The 18,232-nt window shown below is 32.1% G+C and carries 13 protein-coding genes and 1 pseudogene; 4 read left to right on the top strand and 10 right to left on the bottom strand.

Annotated elements, in window-relative coordinates; genetic code table 11:
• Window positions 1-4 precede the first annotated feature (4 nt).
• From rlmN to ES045_RS09330, 3 genes are all read right to left on the bottom strand, one after another.
• Entirely contained in the window at window positions 5-1,045 is a 1,041-nt protein-coding gene (gene rlmN, locus ES045_RS09340; RefSeq protein ID WP_147115771.1) for a 23S rRNA (adenine(2503)-C(2))-methyltransferase RlmN, read from the bottom strand.
• Window positions 1,046-1,112: 67 nt separating this feature from the next.
• Window positions 1,113-2,162, bottom strand: a complete 1,050-nt coding sequence (gene queA, locus ES045_RS09335) for a tRNA preQ1(34) S-adenosylmethionine ribosyltransferase-isomerase QueA (RefSeq protein WP_147115769.1) — start codon at window positions 2,160-2,162, stop codon at window positions 1,113-1,115.
• 72 nt (window positions 2,163-2,234) lie between these two features.
• On the bottom strand, window positions 2,235-3,464 hold the full coding sequence (locus tag ES045_RS09330) for a 3-phosphoshikimate 1-carboxyvinyltransferase (protein ID WP_147115767.1): 1,230 nt from the start codon (window positions 3,462-3,464) through the stop codon (window positions 2,235-2,237).
• 52 nt (window positions 3,465-3,516) lie between these two features.
• On the opposite strand from ES045_RS09330, the gene ES045_RS09325 reads away from it, so the two are divergent.
• On the top strand, window positions 3,517-6,624 hold the full coding sequence (locus tag ES045_RS09325; RefSeq protein ID WP_147115765.1) for a WD40/YVTN/BNR-like repeat-containing protein: 3,108 nt from the start codon (window positions 3,517-3,519) through the stop codon (window positions 6,622-6,624).
• Window positions 6,625-6,679: 55 nt separating this feature from the next.
• Here ES045_RS09325 and ES045_RS09320 read toward each other — a convergent pair whose 3' ends face one another.
• Window positions 6,680-6,928: a hypothetical protein gene (locus ES045_RS09320; RefSeq protein ID WP_147115763.1), complete on the bottom strand. Its 249-nt coding sequence runs from the start codon at window positions 6,926-6,928 to the stop codon at window positions 6,680-6,682.
• A 1-nt stretch (window position 6,929) separates the two neighbouring features.
• Window positions 6,930-7,256 carry a nucleotide pyrophosphohydrolase gene (locus ES045_RS09315; RefSeq protein WP_147115761.1) on the bottom strand — a complete coding sequence of 109 codons (327 nt, stop codon included), beginning with the start codon at window positions 7,254-7,256 and terminating at the stop codon, window positions 6,930-6,932.
• 153 nt (window positions 7,257-7,409) lie between these two features.
• Here ES045_RS09315 and ES045_RS09310 point away from each other — a divergent pair, with 153 nt between their 5' ends.
• Entirely contained in the window at window positions 7,410-9,461 is a 2,052-nt protein-coding gene (locus ES045_RS09310) for a hypothetical protein (RefSeq protein ID WP_147115759.1), read from the top strand.
• A 154-nt stretch (window positions 9,462-9,615) separates the two neighbouring features.
• On the opposite strand, the gene ES045_RS09305 is transcribed toward ES045_RS09310, so the two are convergent.
• The 5 genes and pseudogenes from ES045_RS09305 to ES045_RS09290 form a co-directional block, all read right to left on the bottom strand.
• Window positions 9,616-10,170 carry a thioredoxin family protein gene (locus tag ES045_RS09305; RefSeq protein WP_147115757.1) on the bottom strand — a complete coding sequence of 185 codons (555 nt, stop codon included), beginning with the start codon at window positions 10,168-10,170 and terminating at the stop codon, window positions 9,616-9,618.
• A gap of 157 nt (window positions 10,171-10,327) precedes the next feature.
• Window positions 10,328-11,539: an NAD(P)/FAD-dependent oxidoreductase gene (locus ES045_RS09300; protein WP_147115756.1), complete on the bottom strand. Its 1,212-nt coding sequence runs from the start codon at window positions 11,537-11,539 to the stop codon at window positions 10,328-10,330.
• A 92-nt stretch (window positions 11,540-11,631) separates the two neighbouring features.
• Entirely contained in the window at window positions 11,632-12,558 is a 927-nt protein-coding gene (locus ES045_RS09295) for a GYDIA family GHMP kinase (protein ID WP_147115754.1), read from the bottom strand.
• Complete coding sequence (locus ES045_RS16635) at window positions 12,558-12,767, bottom strand: DUF1569 domain-containing protein (RefSeq protein WP_223267225.1); 210 nt, start codon at window positions 12,765-12,767, stop codon at window positions 12,558-12,560. The genes ES045_RS09295 and ES045_RS16635 overlap by 1 nt, the downstream gene beginning before the upstream one ends.
• Before the next feature lie 249 nt (window positions 12,768-13,016).
• Window positions 13,017-14,285, bottom strand: a pseudogene (locus tag ES045_RS09290) (hydroxymethylglutaryl-CoA reductase, degradative); the annotation flags it as partial.
• 142 nt (window positions 14,286-14,427) lie between these two features.
• On the opposite strand from ES045_RS09290, the gene ES045_RS09285 reads away from it, so the two are divergent.
• Window positions 14,428-16,620 carry a S9 family peptidase gene (locus tag ES045_RS09285; RefSeq protein WP_189663065.1) on the top strand — a complete coding sequence of 731 codons (2,193 nt, stop codon included), beginning with the start codon at window positions 14,428-14,430 and terminating at the stop codon, window positions 16,618-16,620.
• A 29-nt stretch (window positions 16,621-16,649) separates the two neighbouring features.
• A complete protein-coding gene (locus ES045_RS09280) occupies window positions 16,650-18,158 on the top strand; it encodes a peptide MFS transporter (RefSeq protein ID WP_147115748.1) in 1,509 nt (502 codons plus the stop codon).
• Window positions 18,159-18,232 lie beyond the last annotated feature (74 nt).

Here is an 18,232-nt window from a genome sequence, read left to right as displayed (position 1 = left end):
TCTGTTAAGATTTATTTGCCAATTGGCCGCAAGCAGCATCAATATCTTTTCCTCTACTTCTTCTTACATTTACAGTAATGTCATGCATTTCTAAATTAGAAATATAATTATTTATTGCAGAGGAATGTGCTTGTTGAAACTCGCCATCATCAATAGGATTGTATTCTATTAAATTCACTTTACAAGGCACTGCTTTACAAAATGCAACCAAAGCCTTTATATCTTCTTTTTTATCGTTAATTCCGTCCCAAACAATGTATTCATAGGTAATTGCTCTACCTGTTTTTTCATACCAATATTCTAAAGACTCTTTTAAATCTTTTAACGGAAACGTAGCATTAAATGGCATGATCGAAGTTCTCACTTCATCTATTGCAGAATGTAAAGAAACCGCTAAGTTAAATTTCACTTCTTCATCTGCCATCATTTTTATCATTTTTGGCACACCAGAAGTAGAAACGGTAATTCTTTTAGAAGACATTCCTAAACCTTCAGGAGATGTAATCATTTCTATAGACTTCATCATGTTTTTATAGTTCATTAGGGGCTCTCCCATTCCCATAAAAACAATATTTGATAATTTATGATTGAAATATAATCTACTTTGTTTGTCTATAACTACAACTTGATCGTAAATCTCATCCGGATTTAGATTCCGCATTCTTTTTAAACGTGACGTTGCGCAGAATTTACAATCTAAACTACAACCAACCTGACTAGAAACACAGGCTGTTGTTCTTTTTTCTGTTGGAATTAATACAGATTCAACAATTAAGCCATCGTGTAATTTAATTCCGTTTTTAATAGTTCCATCCTTACTTTTTTGCATGGAATCTACTTTAATATGATTGATAACAAAATTTGCCGCCAACATCTCTCTAGTTTCTTTAGAAATATTTGTCATGGCTTCAAACGTATGCAAAGACTTGCTCCAAAGCCATTCATACACCTGATTCCCACGAAAAGCTTTGTCATTATTTTCAACAAAGAAGAATCTTAATTCTTCTTTTGTTAATGCTCTTATGTCTCTTTTTTTAACTTCCATTATTTTGCAAAAATACAAAACCTCGCATTAAAAATGCGAGGTTTTAATGTTTCAATAAAAAATTGAATTATATAATTAGCATAGCATCTCCGTACGTAGAGAATTTATAACCTTCTTTAATTGCTACTTTGTACGCATCCATTACAAAATCAAATCCACCAAAAGCTGCAGCTTGCATAAGCAACGTAGATTTTGGTTCGTGAAAATTAGTAATCATTGCAGTGGCAATACTAAATTCATGCGGAGGAAAAATAAATTTATTTGTCCACCCTTCAAATGCATTTAATTCATGCTTAGAAGAAACAGAAGATTCTACAGTTCTCATTACAGTAGTACCTACAGCACAAATTCTTCTTTTTTCTTTCTTCGCTTTGTTAATCATTGTCGCAGTTGCTTCAGGAATTACAATTTGCTCAGAATCCATTTTATGCTTCGATAAATCTTCTACCTCAACAGCGCTAAATGTACCTAAACCAACATGTAAAGTCATTTCTGCAAAATCTACTCCTTTAATTTCTAAACGTTTTAATAAATGTTTAGAAAAATGCAAACCTGCACTTGGTGCTGCTACAGCCCCTTCATGCTTTGCAAAAATAGTTTGATATCTTTCTTTGTCTGATGCTTCTACCTCTCTATCAATAGCTTTAGGCAATGGTGTTTGCCCCAATTCTAATAATTTTGCTCTAAATTCTTCATAAGAACCATCATATAAAAAACGTAAAGTTCTACCTCTAGAAGTTGTATTGTCTATTACTTCTGCTACTAAACTATCATCTTCACCAAAGAATAATTTGTTTCCGATTCTAATTTTCCTTGCAGGATCTACTAAAACGTCCCACAATCTATTTTCTGCATTTAATTCTCTTAGTAAGAAAACTTCAATTCTTGCACCTGTTTTTTCTTTGTTTCCAAACATTCTTGCAGGAAACACTTTGGTGTTATTCAACATCATCACATCACCTTCATCAAAGTAATCTATAACGTCTTTAAATTGTTTGTGTTCAATAGTTTGTTCTGCCCTATTTAATACCATCAAACGAGATTCATCTCTATGTTCAGCAGGATAAATTGCTAACAATTCTTCTGGTAACTCAAATTCAAAATGCGATAATTTCATATATATGTATCTTCTAAAAGCTGCAAAGATACGATATCGGAATAGGCGTTGTCAAGTGTTTCGCCTTTTAATTTAAACTTCTTCTAACTTAATACCAATTTGTTGCATGTCTTCCCAAAATTTTTGGTATGACTTTGTAACCACTTCTGCATTTAATATTTTAATAGGAACTCTTAATGCCAAAGGTGCAAAAGCCATTGCCATTCGATGATCGTTGTACGTTTTAATCGCAATATTCTTGTTTATTTCTGATGATTTACCTAAGTGTAAACTTTCATTTGTTACAGAAATCGATGCTCCTAAATTTGTTAATTCTTCCTTTAGAGCCTCTAACCTGTCTGTTTCTTTAATTTTTAACGTGTGCAAACCTGTTAAATCACAAGAAATTCCTTCAGAAAAGCAAGTTACTGCAATTGTTTGTGCAATATCTGGCGCATTTTTAAGAGCAATTACTAAGGTTTCTTTCTTTGTAGGTTTCTCTTTTGTTAAGGTAACAAAATTCTGACCAAAAGTAGTTCTTACACCAAAATGTTGATAAATTTCTGCCAAGCAAGAATCTCCTTGTAAACTTTCTTTCTTATATGCCGTTAATTTTATTTCTGAACCAATTTCTGCAGATGCGATTATGGAATAAAAATAACTTGCAGAAGACCAATCTGACTCTACAACAACAGTTTGTTTTTGTATCGATTTCTTCGCAAGTACTTTAATTTTATTTCCTTCGAAACTCGTTTCAATTCCTAATTGATTCAATAAACTTAACGTCATATTGATATACGGAATCGAAGTAATTTTACCTAATAATTCAATTTCGAGTCCGTTTTCTAATTTAGAAGCAACCAGTAACATTGATGAAATATATTGACTACTTACATTTCCGTTAATTTGCACTTTAGCAGTTGTAATATTTTTTCCTTTGATTCTAATTGGCGGATACCCAACTTTGTCTTCATAAGAAATTTCTGCCCCCAAATCTTTTAATGCATTTACCAAAATTTCAATCGGTCTGTTTTGCATTCTTTCTGAACCCGTTAATACCACTTCTCTTCCACTTTTTACAGCAAAATAAGAGGTTAAGAAACGCATTGCTGTTCCTGCATGCCCAATATCTACAATTTCATCTTTGGTAGAAAGTGCGTGTTGCATGTGAATAGAATCGTCTGAATCTGACAAGTTTTCGATTGTAATTTCTGGAAATAAGTTTTGTAAAATCAGTAATCTGTTCGATTCACTTTTAGAACCAGAAATTGTAATTTCTTCCTGTATTTTTTTATCCGCAGTAACATTTAATAATATGTCCATTCTAAAAACTGATTTTATTTCTTATTTTTAAACCTTAAAACAACTAACCAACATGAAAAAATATCTTTTTCTGGCCATTTGCATACTTATATCTGTAAGTGCCAAAGTTAATGCACAAAAAAATAGTACCAAAGTTTCTAGCGAATATTTTAGTGCCACAGAATGGAGAAATATTGGTCCTTTTAGAGGCGGAAGAAGCGCAGCAGTTACTGGCGTTTCTGGTAAAGCCAATCTTTTTTACATGGGTGCTACCGGTGGTGGCGTATGGGAAACCAATGATGCTGGTAATACCTGGCAGAATATTTCTGATGGTTTTTTTGGTGGTTCTGTTGGTGCAGTTGCCGTTTCTGAATCTGACACTAATGTTATTTATGTTGGAATGGGAGAAAAAACTGTTCGTGGCAATGTTTCTTCTGGAGACGGAGTCTGGAAATCTGAAAATGCAGGAAAAACTTGGAGACATGTTGGCTTAAAAAACTCTCGTCACATTCCAAGAATGAGAATTCATCCTAAAAATTCGAATATAGTTTTTGCTGGTGTTATGGGAGATTTATACAAACCAACACAAGAAAGAGGTGTTTATAAGTCTATTGATGGTGGCGAAAACTGGAAAAAAGTATTATTCTCAAATGAAAATTCTGGAGTGATCGATTTAATTATAGACCCAAATAATCCTCGAATTTTATATGCAACTACCTGGAATGTTAGAAGAACGCCGTATAGTTTGTCTTCTGGCGGCGATGGTTCTGCACTATGGAAAAGCACGGATGAAGGTGAAACTTGGACAAACATTTCTACCCATAAAGGTTTGCCAGAAGGAACCTGGGGAATTAGTGGTGTTACCGTTTCACCCGTAAACTCTAATATTGTTTGGGCATTAATAGAAAATAAAAAAGGAGGCGTTTACAAGTCTACAGATGCTGGTAAAACTTGGAAGTTGATCAATTCTGAAAGAAAATTAAGACAAAGAGCTTGGTATTACACGCGTTTATATGCAGATACACAAGATGAAAATATTTTATATGTACTAAATGTTCGCTATCATAAATCTACCGATGGCGGAAAAACATATACGACCTATAATGCTCCTCACGGAGATCATCACGATTTATGGATTGCACCTGAAGACAACCAAAGAATGATTATTGGTGACGATGGTGGTGCACAAGTTTCTTTTGATGCAGGAGAAAATTGGAGTACAATGCATAATCAGCCAACATCACAATTTTATAGAGTTACCACAGACAATCATTTTCCGTACAGAATTTTAGCAGCGCAACAAGATAATTCTACTGTTAGAATATCTCACAGAACTGCCGGTAGATTTATTACAACGTCAGACTGGACTTCTACTGCAGGTGGAGAAAGCGCACATATTGCTGTAGACCCTTTAAATGACGATATTGTGTATGGTGGAAGTTATGGCGGTTTGTTAACTAGAATGAATCATAAAACGGGAGAAACGAGAGCCGTTAATGTTTGGCCAGATGACCCAATGGGACATGGAGCAGAGGATTTTAAATATCGTTTTCAATGGAATTTTCCAATTTTCTTTTCACCGAATAATAAAAAGAAATTATATGCGGCTTCCAATCACTTGCACATTACCGAAAATGAAGGACAATCTTGGACGTTGATTAGTCCGGATTTAACAAGAAACGACCCGAAAACCTTAGGTTCTTCTGGCGGACCAATAACCAAAGACAACACGGGTGTAGAATACTACGGAACTATCTTTGCTGCAACAGAATCTGCTTTAGAACCAGGTTTAATTTGGACGGGTTCTGATGATGGTTTGGTGCATGTTTCAAAAAACAATGGTGAAACTTGGAGCAATGTAACTCCTAAAAAAATGCCAGAATGGATGATGATTAATTGTATAGAAGTGAATCCGTTTATAAAAGGAAGTGCTTATGTGGTAGGTACTAAATACAAGTCTGGAGATTATAAACCATACATCTACAAAACAGAAAACTATGGAAAATCTTGGACTTTAATTGTCGACGGAATTGAAGAAGAAAGTTTTTCAAGAGCATTAAGAGCAGATCCTAAGCGAAAAGGGTTGTTATACGCGGGAACAGAAAAAGGAATGTATATTTCTTTTGATGATGGAGATCATTGGGAATCTTTTCAACAAAATTTACCAATTGTACCTATCACAGATTTGGCAATTAAAAATGATAATTTAATTGCAGCAACGCAAGGAAGATCTCTTTGGATTATTGACGATTTAACACCGTTACACCAATTAAATGCTGCAACTTTAAAAGAAGATATCGTTTTATACAAACCAAAAGATGCGTATAATATGAGTGGCGGAAATGGGAACATTTCTAGAACTGCTGGTACAAATCATGCAGGTGGCGTTGCCGTAAGTTATTTCATCAAAAAAGAAAATGAAAAGGATACCATTTCTTTATCTTTTTATGATTTGAAAAAGAACCTCATCAAAAAATATAGCACAAAACCAGACAAAGAGAAAAAAGAAGAAGAATTAAAAATTGAAGATGGAAATAATATTTTCAATTGGAATATGATGTATACTGGCGCAGAGTCTGTAGAAGGAATGATTCTTTGGTGGGCTTCTTTAAGCGGACCTATGGCATTACCAGGCACTTACAGAGTTGAGTTATCCGTGAATGCTGAAAAATTGAATCAGAATTTTAATATTTTGAGAAACCCAACTTCAGAAGCAACTGAAAGTGATATGAAAGCACAGTTTGATTTTATTAACGACATCAATAAAAAAATGACTGAGATTCATAAAGCATTAAAAAATGTGAAAAAAGTTAGAAATCAGGTTGGTGTATTAAAGAAATCTATAAAAGACTCAAAAAAATATAAGGATTTGTTAGCCTTGGCAGATGATTTGGTAAAAGATCTAACTACAATTGAAGAAACCTTATATCAAACAAAATCTAAAAGCGGACAAGATCCCTTAAATTTTCCAATAAGACTGAATAATAAATTAGCGCATTTAAACTCGTTAACCAGGATAGGAAACTATGCACCAACACAGCAAGCAATCGATTTTAAAAATGAAATTACAAAAGAAATTGATGTTGAACTTGCAAAACTAAACGGCTTGTTTGCAAACGGAGTAAAAGAGTTAAATAGAAAAGTGAAAGAAAGTGATATTGATTTGATTCAGTTAGACTAAATAACTTGTAAAATCTTAAAAATAAAAAAGCGACTTTTCAGTCGCTTTTTTATTTTTACTTCATTTTTTTATTGGTTACATAAAAGCCATAAAAAGCACTTAAAAAAACTTTCAATCCCCAAAAGCTCATCCATTTTCCGTCGGCAAAATTCACTTCATTTACTTTTGCAAAATCGCCAGCAAAAATAGCATTCCAGCTATTCATAAATAAGGAAATTAAAGTTACCATGATAAAGAAAGGAATTGCAACTTTTGCAAAGTTATTCCAAAAAAGTGGTTGTTTTGTTTTTTCTAAAAAAGTCATTCTATTTTAATTTTTGATTGTTATGATGGCGATCGTGATCGCGTTTTGTTTTAATATCTAATTTCTTTTCGAAAGCATCTTGTAAATCGATGCCTGTTTGATTTGCCAAACATAAGACAACGAACATAACATCTGCCAATTCTTCGCCTAAATCTTTATTTTTATCCGATTCTTTTTCACTTTGCTCGCCATAACGTCTTGCAATAATACGTGCAACCTCCCCAACTTCTTCTGTTAATTGCGCCATGTTGGTTAATTCGTTAAAATAACGAACTCCGTGATTTTTAATCCAATCGTCTACTTGTTTCTGTGCGTTTTCTATGTTCATATTTCTTGTCTTGAAGCCTTAAAGGTTTTAAAACTCAAAGATAGTTTTTCTACAATAGTTTGTTTTGTTTCTAAACCTAAAAAATGATAACTTAGCTAACGCCGATTATAGGTCATTAAAACGTCACATAATCGTCTAAAGTTGTACATAATTATGAAAAAGACATTCTACACATTCATTATAACTTTGATTTCATATAATATTTATGCGCAAAACAAAATTGTGAATGAGAGTGATATTCCTAAACTCAATTCAATTATTAAATCATTAGAAAAAACATATCTAGAGAATGAAATTCCATCATTCAAATCCTTACCTCAAACAACAGCTAACTATTTTAAAATAATCACAAAAAAACCAAATGATTTTTTACACTCATTAAACAATGCTGAAGATTTTGAACAACTGGTTAAGGAAAACCCAAGCCTTCAAATTGATCGAGAATTATTAATCATCAAAAATATAGGAGTCAATTATAAAAAAGAAAAAAAAATAGAAATTAAATCTTTTGAAATAGGTCAAAATCAAAGTCATCTAATTAAAATAAACTATAACGATTCCATAAATAATAGTAACATTAAATTTCTCTATTCAATACATAAAGAAACTTGGAGCAAATATAAAGATGCTTCAATCATTCAAGGGTTTTATCTAATCAATAAATTTAAATCTATTAATATTCCTGAAGAATACGCAAATTGGCTATACTACACAGACATTATTGTAAAACCAGAAACATCGATTTTTTACGATAAGAACAAAAAATCGAATAGTTATAGTCCCTACAAAAAAACAGTTATTGACTCATTGGTTAGTTATTACCAAACAAAGACTAACAAACCTCCTTATAGAAAAGAGCAAGATTATACTTCTAGAAGAAAGGAATTAAACGATTGGCAATCAAAAAAAGAAAAATTTTCTGACAGCTTATTTAGAAATGATAAACATTTTAAAAAACTTTTACTTGAAACTTTAACTTATGCTGAAGAAAACAAAGTTTCAAATGGGGATTTAGAAGACTTTACTGCTCAATTAATTTCTAAAAAAAGAGCGTTGAACTTAATGAGACAAAATCAACAAGTTGGTTCTTGCAGTTTTGATAATGGTCCAATAATCCAACAAAAAAGAATTGCCTCAATTTCATCTCAAACTCAAAATTGGGGAGTTTTTATAAAATCATTCTTAAATGTTATGAATGATAATGTTTCTAGAAATGCTAATAGTAATATTGCATCCAATGCTAGAAAAACATACATAAATGAACTTGCAAAATTAAATCTAAGTTTAAACAAAATTTTATTAGGTTCTAATTTAAGGGTTCAAAACACCAACCAGAAACACTATTTTTCTAATGGTAGTAAAATAGCAAAAGCTTATGCAAATTTAGAATCAAAATATCAGAAGTATTTCGAAAATATAATTCTTGAAATAATTAGCAACAAATCAATGGATGCATTTAATAAGCTACATTTTTATAACACTTATAAGAACTATCAATATTTTTTAAAAGACAGTCTTAAAATAAAAAATGTAGAAAATAATATTATAAAATTAATTCCGTTTCTTCCAACTGAAATAAAATCAAGAATAGAATATCCAAATAAACAACTTTATGATTTACTGCATAAAGAGAAAAAAGATTTAGATAATTTTGAAATTATTTCTTCTTATGTAGCTAATATTAGTTCGTATAGCTATAGTGGTGATTGTTGGACAGCAGAATTGGTTGAAAAAGATTCTAATAACAAAATAATATATGACTTAACAATGTCTAATGGAAAGAAAACAACACCTCTTAAAAATTTTATATACAAAAAAGAGAAATTAAAATCGCGTGTTGAAAACCATCCATTCTTACAAGAAATCCTCAATAAAAACCTCGAAAATAAATTATATATAAAGTTTACAAACAATAAGTCATTTGCTAATCATAGAAATAGAATAACAGAAGAAATGCCAAAAGAATTAACATCAACGTTGGATTTTAATAATGCGATTTCTTTGTACATATCATTTCCGAATCGAAAACATGTACGTTTCATTTTACTAAACAGTGACAAATTATTGACTTTAGAAATTCCTAAAGGGTTTGAGTTGTTAGGTTATAAATTCGAGGAATTAATGACTGAAGAAAAGAAATCATTCTTATCAACTTCATATAAAAGTTATAAATTGTTTGACAATAAAGGAAAAATGTTGAATTAAAAAATAACTATGTACAACACCGTGTATAATTAATGGCTTGTTCACTGCCGACTTACGAACATTCCTGCGGAATATTCTATCTGTGATTTATTTACTAATTTAGTTGCTTAACCACGCAACTAATCATACACAAACCGTTAGCGAAAACGAAACCCTACCTCCATTTAATACCACAACCAACACTCGGTTTCTGGTTTTCTAAAATAGCTTTATTCTCCAATAAATTATCCAAAGCACTTCTAATATCTTTTCCGGTAACCGGTTTTCCATTCCCTGGTCTAGAGTTGTCTAATTGTCCGTGATAAACTGCTTTTAAATCAGCATCAAAAACATAAAAATCGGGTGTACAAGCGGCATCATATTCTTTTGCTACTACTTGTGTTTCATCAAACAAATACGGAAAAGGATAGTTTAAATTCTCCGCAACTTGCTTCATGAAATTTGGTGCATCTTGTGGGTAATTTTCAATTTCATTAGAACTAATCGCAATAAAACCAATTCCTTTGGTTTGGTATTCATTTGCCATTTTTATCAATTCAGAATTTACGTGAATTACAAACGGACAATGGTTACAGATAAACATAATTACCGTTCCTTTTTCTCCTTTAGCTTCAGATAAAGAAAGGTTTGTATTATTTACTGTGTTTATTAACCTAAAATCTGGTGCTTTTTTTCCTATTGGAAATTCATTTGATTCTGCTCTTGCCATTTTTTTTTATTTTTCTAAAATTAATGAACACATGTCATTCCGAAATGAGCCTTTTTAGGCGATTGAGGAAGCTCTTCTTAATGATTGGAATTATCTAAAATTTAGACTCCTCCTCATTCTTCGTTCGGAATGACATTTTTAACGATAATTAAACTTTTTAATCCTCTGCCAAAGCTTTCGCACAAATAAAACCACCTGTCCATGCATTCTGAAAGTTGAATCCGCCAGTTACTGCATCAATATTTAAAACTTCCCCCACAAAGAACAAGTTCTTGTGTTTTTTACTTTCAAAACGTTTAAAATTAATTTCTTTTAAATCGATTCCACCAGCCGTTACAAATTCATCTTTAAAAGTAGTTCTACCATTTGCATTGTAAATTCCTTTTGTTAATTGAGTTGCTAATTTGTCTAACTGCGCACTATTTAAATCTGCCCAATTCTGCGTTTTATCAATATCTGAAAACAATACAAAACGCTCCCATAATCTTCTTGTAACCTCTGTAAAAGGAGATTTTAAAATCACAGTTTTTCTAGGTTCTTTCTTTTTTAAATTCAGTAAAACATTTAAAACTTTGTCTGTTGGTCTCGACAACCAATTTACCTCTACGTTGTATTGGTAATTCTTGTCGGCTAGAATTCGTGCACCAAAAGCAGATAATTTTAAAATAGCAGGTCCGCTCATTCCCCAATGTGTAATTAACAAAGGTCCGGATGCTTCTAATTTTGTACCAGAAATATTTACTGTTGCATTCGGCACAGAAGTTCCTAATAAATCTACCAACCTTTTGTCATTGATATTAAACGTGAATAAAGAAGGAACGGGTTCTATGATAGAGTGATCTAATGTTTCGCACAATTCCCATACTTTTTTAGAGCTTCCTGCAGCAATCACTAATTGATCTGCTACAAAATTTTGCTCTTTGGTGTTGACAATCCATTTATCACCTTCTTGATAAACAGAGTTTACACCACAATTTGTTAGTACTTTAATTCCTAAATTATCAACAGATTTTTGAAAACAATCTATAATTGCCTGACTTGTATTTGCTTCCGGAAAAACACGATTATCGTTTTCTATTTTTAACGGAACTCCGCGATCGTCAAACCATTCGAAAGTATCGCCCGTCATAAACTGATGAAAAGGTCCTAACAACTCTTTTTCTCCTCTTGGATAAAACTTCACCAACTCTTTAGGCTCAAAACACGCATGTGTAACATTACATCTTCCGCCACCAGAAATCTTCACTTTTTGTAAGACATCTTTTCCTTTTTCAAGAATAGTAATCTCTAAATCAGGATTATTTTCTTTCGCATTAATTGCTGTAAAATACCCTGCTGCTCCACCTCCAATAATTACTATTTTCTTCATGTTATTTTGTTCTAAAACCTCTCGACTGCGCTCGAGGAGACATTTAATATATTCATTCTCAGGTCGAGCGCAGTCGAGACCTAAATTAGCTACTATAAAATCATTTCTGAATACGAAAGAATGGTTTCATATCCTTTATTTTTAAAATATGCAGGTGATTCCTCGTTTCCTGTGACAAGTACAAAATCGCCCCCCCAAGCACCCAAACTTTTTATTTCTCCAAAATAATTAGAGAATAACGTTTCTTTTACTGGTTTTAATTTGATAATCGAACTAATAATCTGTTCGTGTTCTACAATTAATTTATTAAAATCTATGATTGAATTTGCTTTTAAAAACGCCTCAGAAATACTAGAAACTGCGGCTATTTCTTTATCGAAATTACGTCCGCTTTCTCTAAACTTCGCAATGCCTTCCTTAGAATCTTGTTTCTGATTCAAATGCACAAAAAACAAATTTTCTTTAAAATTAGGATTGAATTCAACCTCTTTTACAATAGGTTTTTTATCTTGAATTTGATAAAATATTGGCTCCTTATTCTGTGCACAAGCAATATCATAACCACTTCCTTTAAAAGAGTTCCATAATAATTGAAACGCATCTACATTTGCCCAAATTGCTATTGAATTTACTAAAGTTGATGATGTTCCTAAACCCCAATTTCTGGGAAATGTAAGATTTGTTTTTACAACAAAACCGTTTTCTGAACTTAAAAAAGCAGGATTTACCCTTTTTGCTTCCTCTAAAATTGCTAACAACGTTTCTGCAATAAACTCGGCATTTCCTTCTTTCTCTGATTTAAAAGTACAATTCACCAAACGTAATTTTGGCAAATCGAAAACTGCTTCGAACCAACATTCGCCAGTGTGTGTAAAACTACCCCAAATTAATTGTGGCTCTTTTATTTTTTCCACCACTAAATCTTGACCAAATTTTGTAGGTATTGCTAAAGATTTTGCACCGTCTAAGACCAAATATTCTCCCGTTAATAAAAGTTTTCCGTTTGAGTAGTAATTCATTAGACCAAGCCAAATTGTTTAAAGTGATGCGTAAAATGTTTTACATGAAATTTCTGCCAATATTCAAAATCTAATTCACCAAAAAATGGGTGATTTTCTGATTGCACTGTTTTAAAGTGTTTTTCAAAATCATTCACTTGTAAAACTAAATCGTCTATGGATTCTTTTATTGTTGCAAATTTTACTGGGTAAGGTTCTTCCGATAACATGGCTGGTTTAAATCCAATTTGCAATTCACCATCGGTCTTTAAGAAAGCCTTTCTCCTTGCAGATTTTTCATCTTCTACAAAATAATCTGCAGGCACCTTTCCGTTAGAAATCTTCATTAAAAAACTTACATGTTCTACCATTTGTTGTCCGTTCATTTTACCAAAAATAGGTTTTGAATCTATTTTTAGATTTGATAATAGACTTCTCACTTCACTTTCATTTGTAAAATCTACCCAATGTACTTTCGCTTTTCTCAATGTTTCAAACTTCGAAACTACAGCAGCATGTGAAACTGTTTTTCCATCGAAAAAAGTTGTTATTTTTTCTTTCTCTATTTTATTTGCACCTAACTGATTTATAATATTCTGTAAATGCATTTTCATGTGTCCATGCTGAATTCCTTTGGTTGTTAATGCTCTTAAGGCTGCAAAATTCTGCGCCAAACCAGCGGTTGCTATAATTGCCATTAACTCTTTAGCAGAAGGATTCTGTAACATTTCTAAAGATAATTTTGCCAAAGGATGCAAAGCAGTAATACCGCCAACAGTTCCTAACGCCAAAGGTACATCTAACCAAAATTTAAAAATACCGTTATCAATAGTGCAATGAGACAGACTTGTGTAGCTTCCTGAACGAGATGCGTATGCATGAACGCCAGCTTCCACAGCTCTAAAATCATTTCCTGTTGCTAAAACTACCGCATCAATGCCGTTCATAATTCCTTTATTATGCGTCACTGCTCTGTAAGGTTCTATTTCTGCAATTTTTACTGCTTGGTAGAATTTTTCTGCAAATTTTTGCGGATTTTTAACGCCTAAGTCTTCAATCTTACAGCTCACTTCTGCCCTTACCAAACATTCTGGCACGTAATTAGACAAAATACTCATGACAATTTCTATTTCATCATTTCTAAATTCAGTCGCAATTGCTTCTAAGCAAGAATTAATAAAATTCGCACCCATAGAATCTTTCGTTTCAAAGGTGATGTGTAATTGATAGTAATTTTCTAGCTTCTCTGTTTTATCAACTAATTTTATATCTAAAATTCCGCCACCACGTTTTTCCATATTTTTAGTGATGGAAGCCGTTGCAGCATATAATGCTATTTTATTTTTATTGAAATACTTTTCTAAGTCTGCTTTTTCACCTGCAAACATAAAATGGACTTGCCCTATTTTCGTGGTCCCAAAAACGGTGGTTTTAAAACCACCTTTTGTACTCCAAAACTTAGCAACCAAAGAAGCTGCAGCAACTACAGAACTTTCTTCGGTAACCATTGGTATTGCATATGCTTCACCATTTATTAAAAAATTTGGCGCAACGCCCATTGGTAGATAGAAATTAGAGATGGTATTTTCTATGAAATCGTCATGCAATTGTTGCAATTTCTCATCAGCATTCCAATATTGCTTTATAATATCGATTGCAGTTGAATTATTCTTTAAATAATTTTCTGCCAACCAATTTATTTTTTCTTCTTTTGTAAACTTAGAAAAACCCGTTATTATCTTACTCATTTCTTATCCTATAATCTATCAACAACAAATATAAATCAATCCATTAAAACTGAACACAATATTCAAGATTTCTCATTTTTTAAAACATATTTTGCGGATTTTTGCGTAAACTTGACAAACTTTTATTAAAACAATTTCTGTAATGAAAAAAACCTTCATTTTAGCAACGATAACATTACTTATGAGTTGTAAAGAAAACACTCCAATAACATCTAATGACACACCAGCAACTAAAGAAGTTACTTTAGAAGAGATTTGGGACGGTACTTTTTCTCCGGAAGGAATGAATGCTTTAAACTCGATGAACGGTGATTTCTATTCTTTGTTAAACACTGATACTTCGGGAAATACAACCGTAGATAAATATAGTTATAAAACTTTAGAAAAGGTAGAAACGATTGTAAACAGCAACAATTTAAAAGAATTAGAGGCTTTTTCTTCTTATAATTTTAGTGCAGAAGAATCTTCTTTAATCTTAGGAACAGATTTTAAAAAATTATACAGACGCTCTTTTACAGGTACTTTCTATTACTATAATATCGGTTCTAAAAAGATAACCTTAATAGGAGAAGATATTCAGGAACCTACTTTTTCTCCTGATAGTAAAAAAATAGCCTACGCTAAAAACAACAATATTTACATTTTAGATGTAACCAACGGTAATAAATTAACGCAGGTTACTAAAGATGGTAAATTAAATTACATTATAAACGGAATTACAGATTGGGTTTATGAGGAAGAATTTGGATTTGTGCAAGCTTTTGAGTGGAGTAAAAATAGCAATTATTTAGCTTTTCTACGTTTTGATGAAACCAACGTTCCTACTTTTTCTATGGATATGGTTGGAAACAAAAATTACCCTGATCAGCAAGTTTTTAAATACCCAAAAGCTGGAGAGAAAAATGCAGATGTTACGCTACACATGTACACCGTTTCTTCTAAAAACACCAAAAAAGTTTCTTTAGGTGATTACGAATATATTCCTAGAATTAAATGGTCTAATGATGCGAATACTTTAGTAGCAACAACTTTAAACCGTCATCAGAATAATTTAAAATTACATAAAGTAAATGCACTTAACAATAACGCAACTCTATTATTAGACGAAACTGACAAGGCATATGTAGATGTTACAGATAATCTTACTTTTTTAAATGACAATAGCTTTATTTGGACCAGCGAAAAAGATGGATTCAATCATATTTATCATTATGATTTCTCTGGGAAATTAATCAATCAGATTACCAAAGGAAAATGGGAAGTAACCAATTACTACGGTTATAATAAAGACAAAAAAACTATTTATTATCAATCTGTAGAAAATGGCTCTACAAATAGAGGTGTGTATTCTATTGATTTAGATGGAAATAACAAAAAATCTTTAAGTGCTAAAGAAGGAACAAATACCGCTTCTTTTAGTAAAAACTTAAATTACTTTATCAATACTTTTTCTTCTTCTGAAATTCCGCCAGTTTATTCTCTATATACTGCTGAAGGCGAAATGCTGAAAGTTATAAAAGACAATGCTGAATTAAAAGAACAGTTGGCATCATATAAAATGAGTAAGAAAGAATTTTCTACCATTTCTATTAATGGAAACGAATTAAATATGTGGATGGTGAAACCCGCAGATTTTGATGAACGCAAGAAATACCCATTATTGATGTTTCAGTATTCTGGCCCAGGATCTCAGCAAGTGGCGAATACATGGAATGCAAGTAATGATTATTGGCACAATATGTTGGCGCAAAAAGGAATGATTATAGTTTGTGTAGACGGACGTGGAACTGGTTTTAAAGGAAGTGATTTTAAGAAATCTACCTATTTAAACTTGGTAAAATATGAAACTGAAGATCAAATTGCTGCTGCGAAAAAATTAGCAGAACGTTCTTATATCGACGAAAACAATATTGGTATTTGGGGTTGGTCTTTTGGCGGACACATGAGTACCAATTCACTTTTAAAAGGAAGTGATATCTTTACAACCGCAATTGCAGTTGCACCAGTTACTTCTTGGCGTTTTTATGATTCTGTTTACACAGAACGTTTTTTAAGAACTCCGCAAGAAAACCCTGGGGGTTATGATGAGAATTCACCTGTAAATTATGCAGACAAGTTAGAAGGAAATTTCTTGTTAGTTCATGGTACTGGAGACGACAATGTACATGTGCAAAATAGTTACCGAATGATAAACTCTTTAATTGAAGCCAACAAACAATTCGACATGTTTATTGTACCAGATAGAACACACGGAATTTACAAAGGAAAAAATATGCGTTTAAATTTATATACAAAAATGACTAATTTTGTAGAAACGCACTTAATAAATAATTAAAATACAACAACAAAAATTAAAGTATAATTATGTTAGACAAAGGAGTTAGTACTACTGTAGAAGATCCGCAATTATTTGGACACCCGAAAGGATTGTTCTATTTATTCTTTGCAGAATTATGGGAACGTTTTAGTTTCTATGGAATGCGAGCGTTGTTAACGCTTTACATGGTAAATGAAATTTTTAAAGCGATTGCCGAAAGAGATACAGCAACTGCCGTAGTGTATGCTTCATACGGTTCTTTAGTATATGCATCAACCGTTATTGGAGGTCAAATTTCTGATAAAATATTAGGAATGCGTAGTTCTATATTCTTAGGAGGAATCTTAATGGCTATTGGTCATTTTGTTTTAGCAATAGAAAATGACCTTGCTTTTTTCTTAGCACTGGCATTAATTGTTGTTGGTAATGGTTTCTTTAAACCTAATATTTCAACATTTGTAGGAGCCTTATACAAAGAAGGAGACGTAAGAAAAGATTCTGGTTTTACCATCTTTTACATGGGTATTAACATTGGTGGCTTTGTCGCACCTCTTTTATGTGGTTGGTTAGCTGCTGAATATGGATGGCATTATGGTTTTGGTTTAGCTGGAATTGGAATGATGGCTGGTTTAATTGCCTTTTGGAGTGGCATCAAAAAGAATGTTTTTGGAGACAAAGGATTACCACCTAGCCAAGAAATATATGAGAAAAAAGTACTTGGTATTCCTCAGAAAACATTAATACCAATTATTGCCGTTTTATTTGTTCCTGTGATTGCCTATTTACTTTCTTCTTGGCAAGCAAATTATGTAAGTGGCATTTTTAAATTTATTGGTTTTGCTGTTTTAGCATATTTAGGTTATATAATGTATAAGTTAGATGTTGTTGCTCGTAAGAAATTATTTATGGCAGTATTAATTACGTTTTTTATGACATTATTCTGGGGTTTCCATGAATTGTCTGGAAGTGTAATTACATTATTTGCTTCTAGAAATGTTGCCTTAGAAGGAATCATGTCGGCAAGTCAAACAAACGCCTTAAACTCTATGTTTATTATTCTTTTAGCAATTCCTATTTCTCTTCTTTGGGGATATTTAGCTAAAAACAAATTAAACCCAAGAACGCCTTATAAATTTGGTTTAGGTCTTCTTTTAGCTGGGGCAAGTTTCTATATACTTTCTATGAGTGGAGCGAGCGCAGATGAAAACGGAATGGTTCCTTTTGCTTATTTATTAGTAATGTACTTTATTATTTCTGTTGGAGAATTATTTATGTCTCCGGTAGGTTTGTCTAAAATAACAGATTTATCTCCAAAAAACATTGTTGCTTTTATGATGGGAGTCTGGTTCTTATCTTCTGCTTTTGCTTTTCAAATAGTAGGTTTTATTTCTGGACAGCTAGCAGTTGAAAGTACAGATGCAAATGTTGGTGGTTTAGACACCTTAAGTGTTTATACAGATGGTTTCCATTTAATTTCACTTTATGCAATTGGTGCAGGTGTAATTGTATTATTACTTTCTCCTTTGATGAAAAAATTAATGGGTAACATACATTAATATAGAAAAATATCATAAAACCTCATAAACTAAAATTTATGAGGTTTTTTTATGTCTTAAAAATAGGTGCTTAA

This window comes from Polaribacter sp. IC073 (assembly GCF_007997075.1).
In the GTDB taxonomy this organism is placed as follows: domain Bacteria; phylum Bacteroidota; class Bacteroidia; order Flavobacteriales; family Flavobacteriaceae; genus Polaribacter.
The sequence above is the reverse complement of the archived record's forward strand: the minus strand, read 5'-3'. Positions and strand labels throughout refer to the sequence as shown.

Excerpts from the sequence above, each read along its gene's own strand:
- ES045_RS09330 (WP_147115767.1), bottom strand. The coding sequence starts at position 3,464 with ATGGACATATTATTAAATGTTACTGCGGATAAAAAAATACAGGAAGAA.
- ES045_RS09280 (WP_147115748.1), top strand. The coding sequence starts at position 16,650 with ATGTTAGACAAAGGAGTTAGTACTACTGTAGAAGATCCGCAATTATTT.
- ES045_RS16635 (WP_223267225.1), bottom strand. The coding sequence starts at position 12,767 with ATGTTATCGGAAGAACCTTACCCAGTAAAATTTGCAACAATAAAAGAA.
- ES045_RS09285 (WP_189663065.1), top strand. The coding sequence starts at position 14,428 with ATGAAAAAAACCTTCATTTTAGCAACGATAACATTACTTATGAGTTGT.
- queA (WP_147115769.1), bottom strand. The coding sequence starts at position 2,162 with ATGAAATTATCGCATTTTGAATTTGAGTTACCAGAAGAATTGTTAGCA.
- ES045_RS09295 (WP_147115754.1), bottom strand. The coding sequence starts at position 12,558 with ATGAATTACTACTCAAACGGAAAACTTTTATTAACGGGAGAATATTTG.
- ES045_RS09300 (WP_147115756.1), bottom strand. The coding sequence starts at position 11,539 with ATGAAGAAAATAGTAATTATTGGAGGTGGAGCAGCAGGGTATTTTACA.
- rlmN (WP_147115771.1), bottom strand. The coding sequence starts at position 1,045 with ATGGAAGTTAAAAAAAGAGACATAAGAGCATTAACAAAAGAAGAATTA.
- ES045_RS09320 (WP_147115763.1), bottom strand. The coding sequence starts at position 6,928 with ATGACTTTTTTAGAAAAAACAAAACAACCACTTTTTTGGAATAACTTT.
- ES045_RS09325 (WP_147115765.1), top strand. The coding sequence starts at position 3,517 with ATGAAAAAATATCTTTTTCTGGCCATTTGCATACTTATATCTGTAAGT.
- ES045_RS09305 (WP_147115757.1), bottom strand. The coding sequence starts at position 10,170 with ATGGCAAGAGCAGAATCAAATGAATTTCCAATAGGAAAAAAAGCACCA.
- ES045_RS09315 (WP_147115761.1), bottom strand. The coding sequence starts at position 7,256 with ATGAACATAGAAAACGCACAGAAACAAGTAGACGATTGGATTAAAAAT.
- ES045_RS09310 (WP_147115759.1), top strand. The coding sequence starts at position 7,410 with ATGAAAAAGACATTCTACACATTCATTATAACTTTGATTTCATATAAT.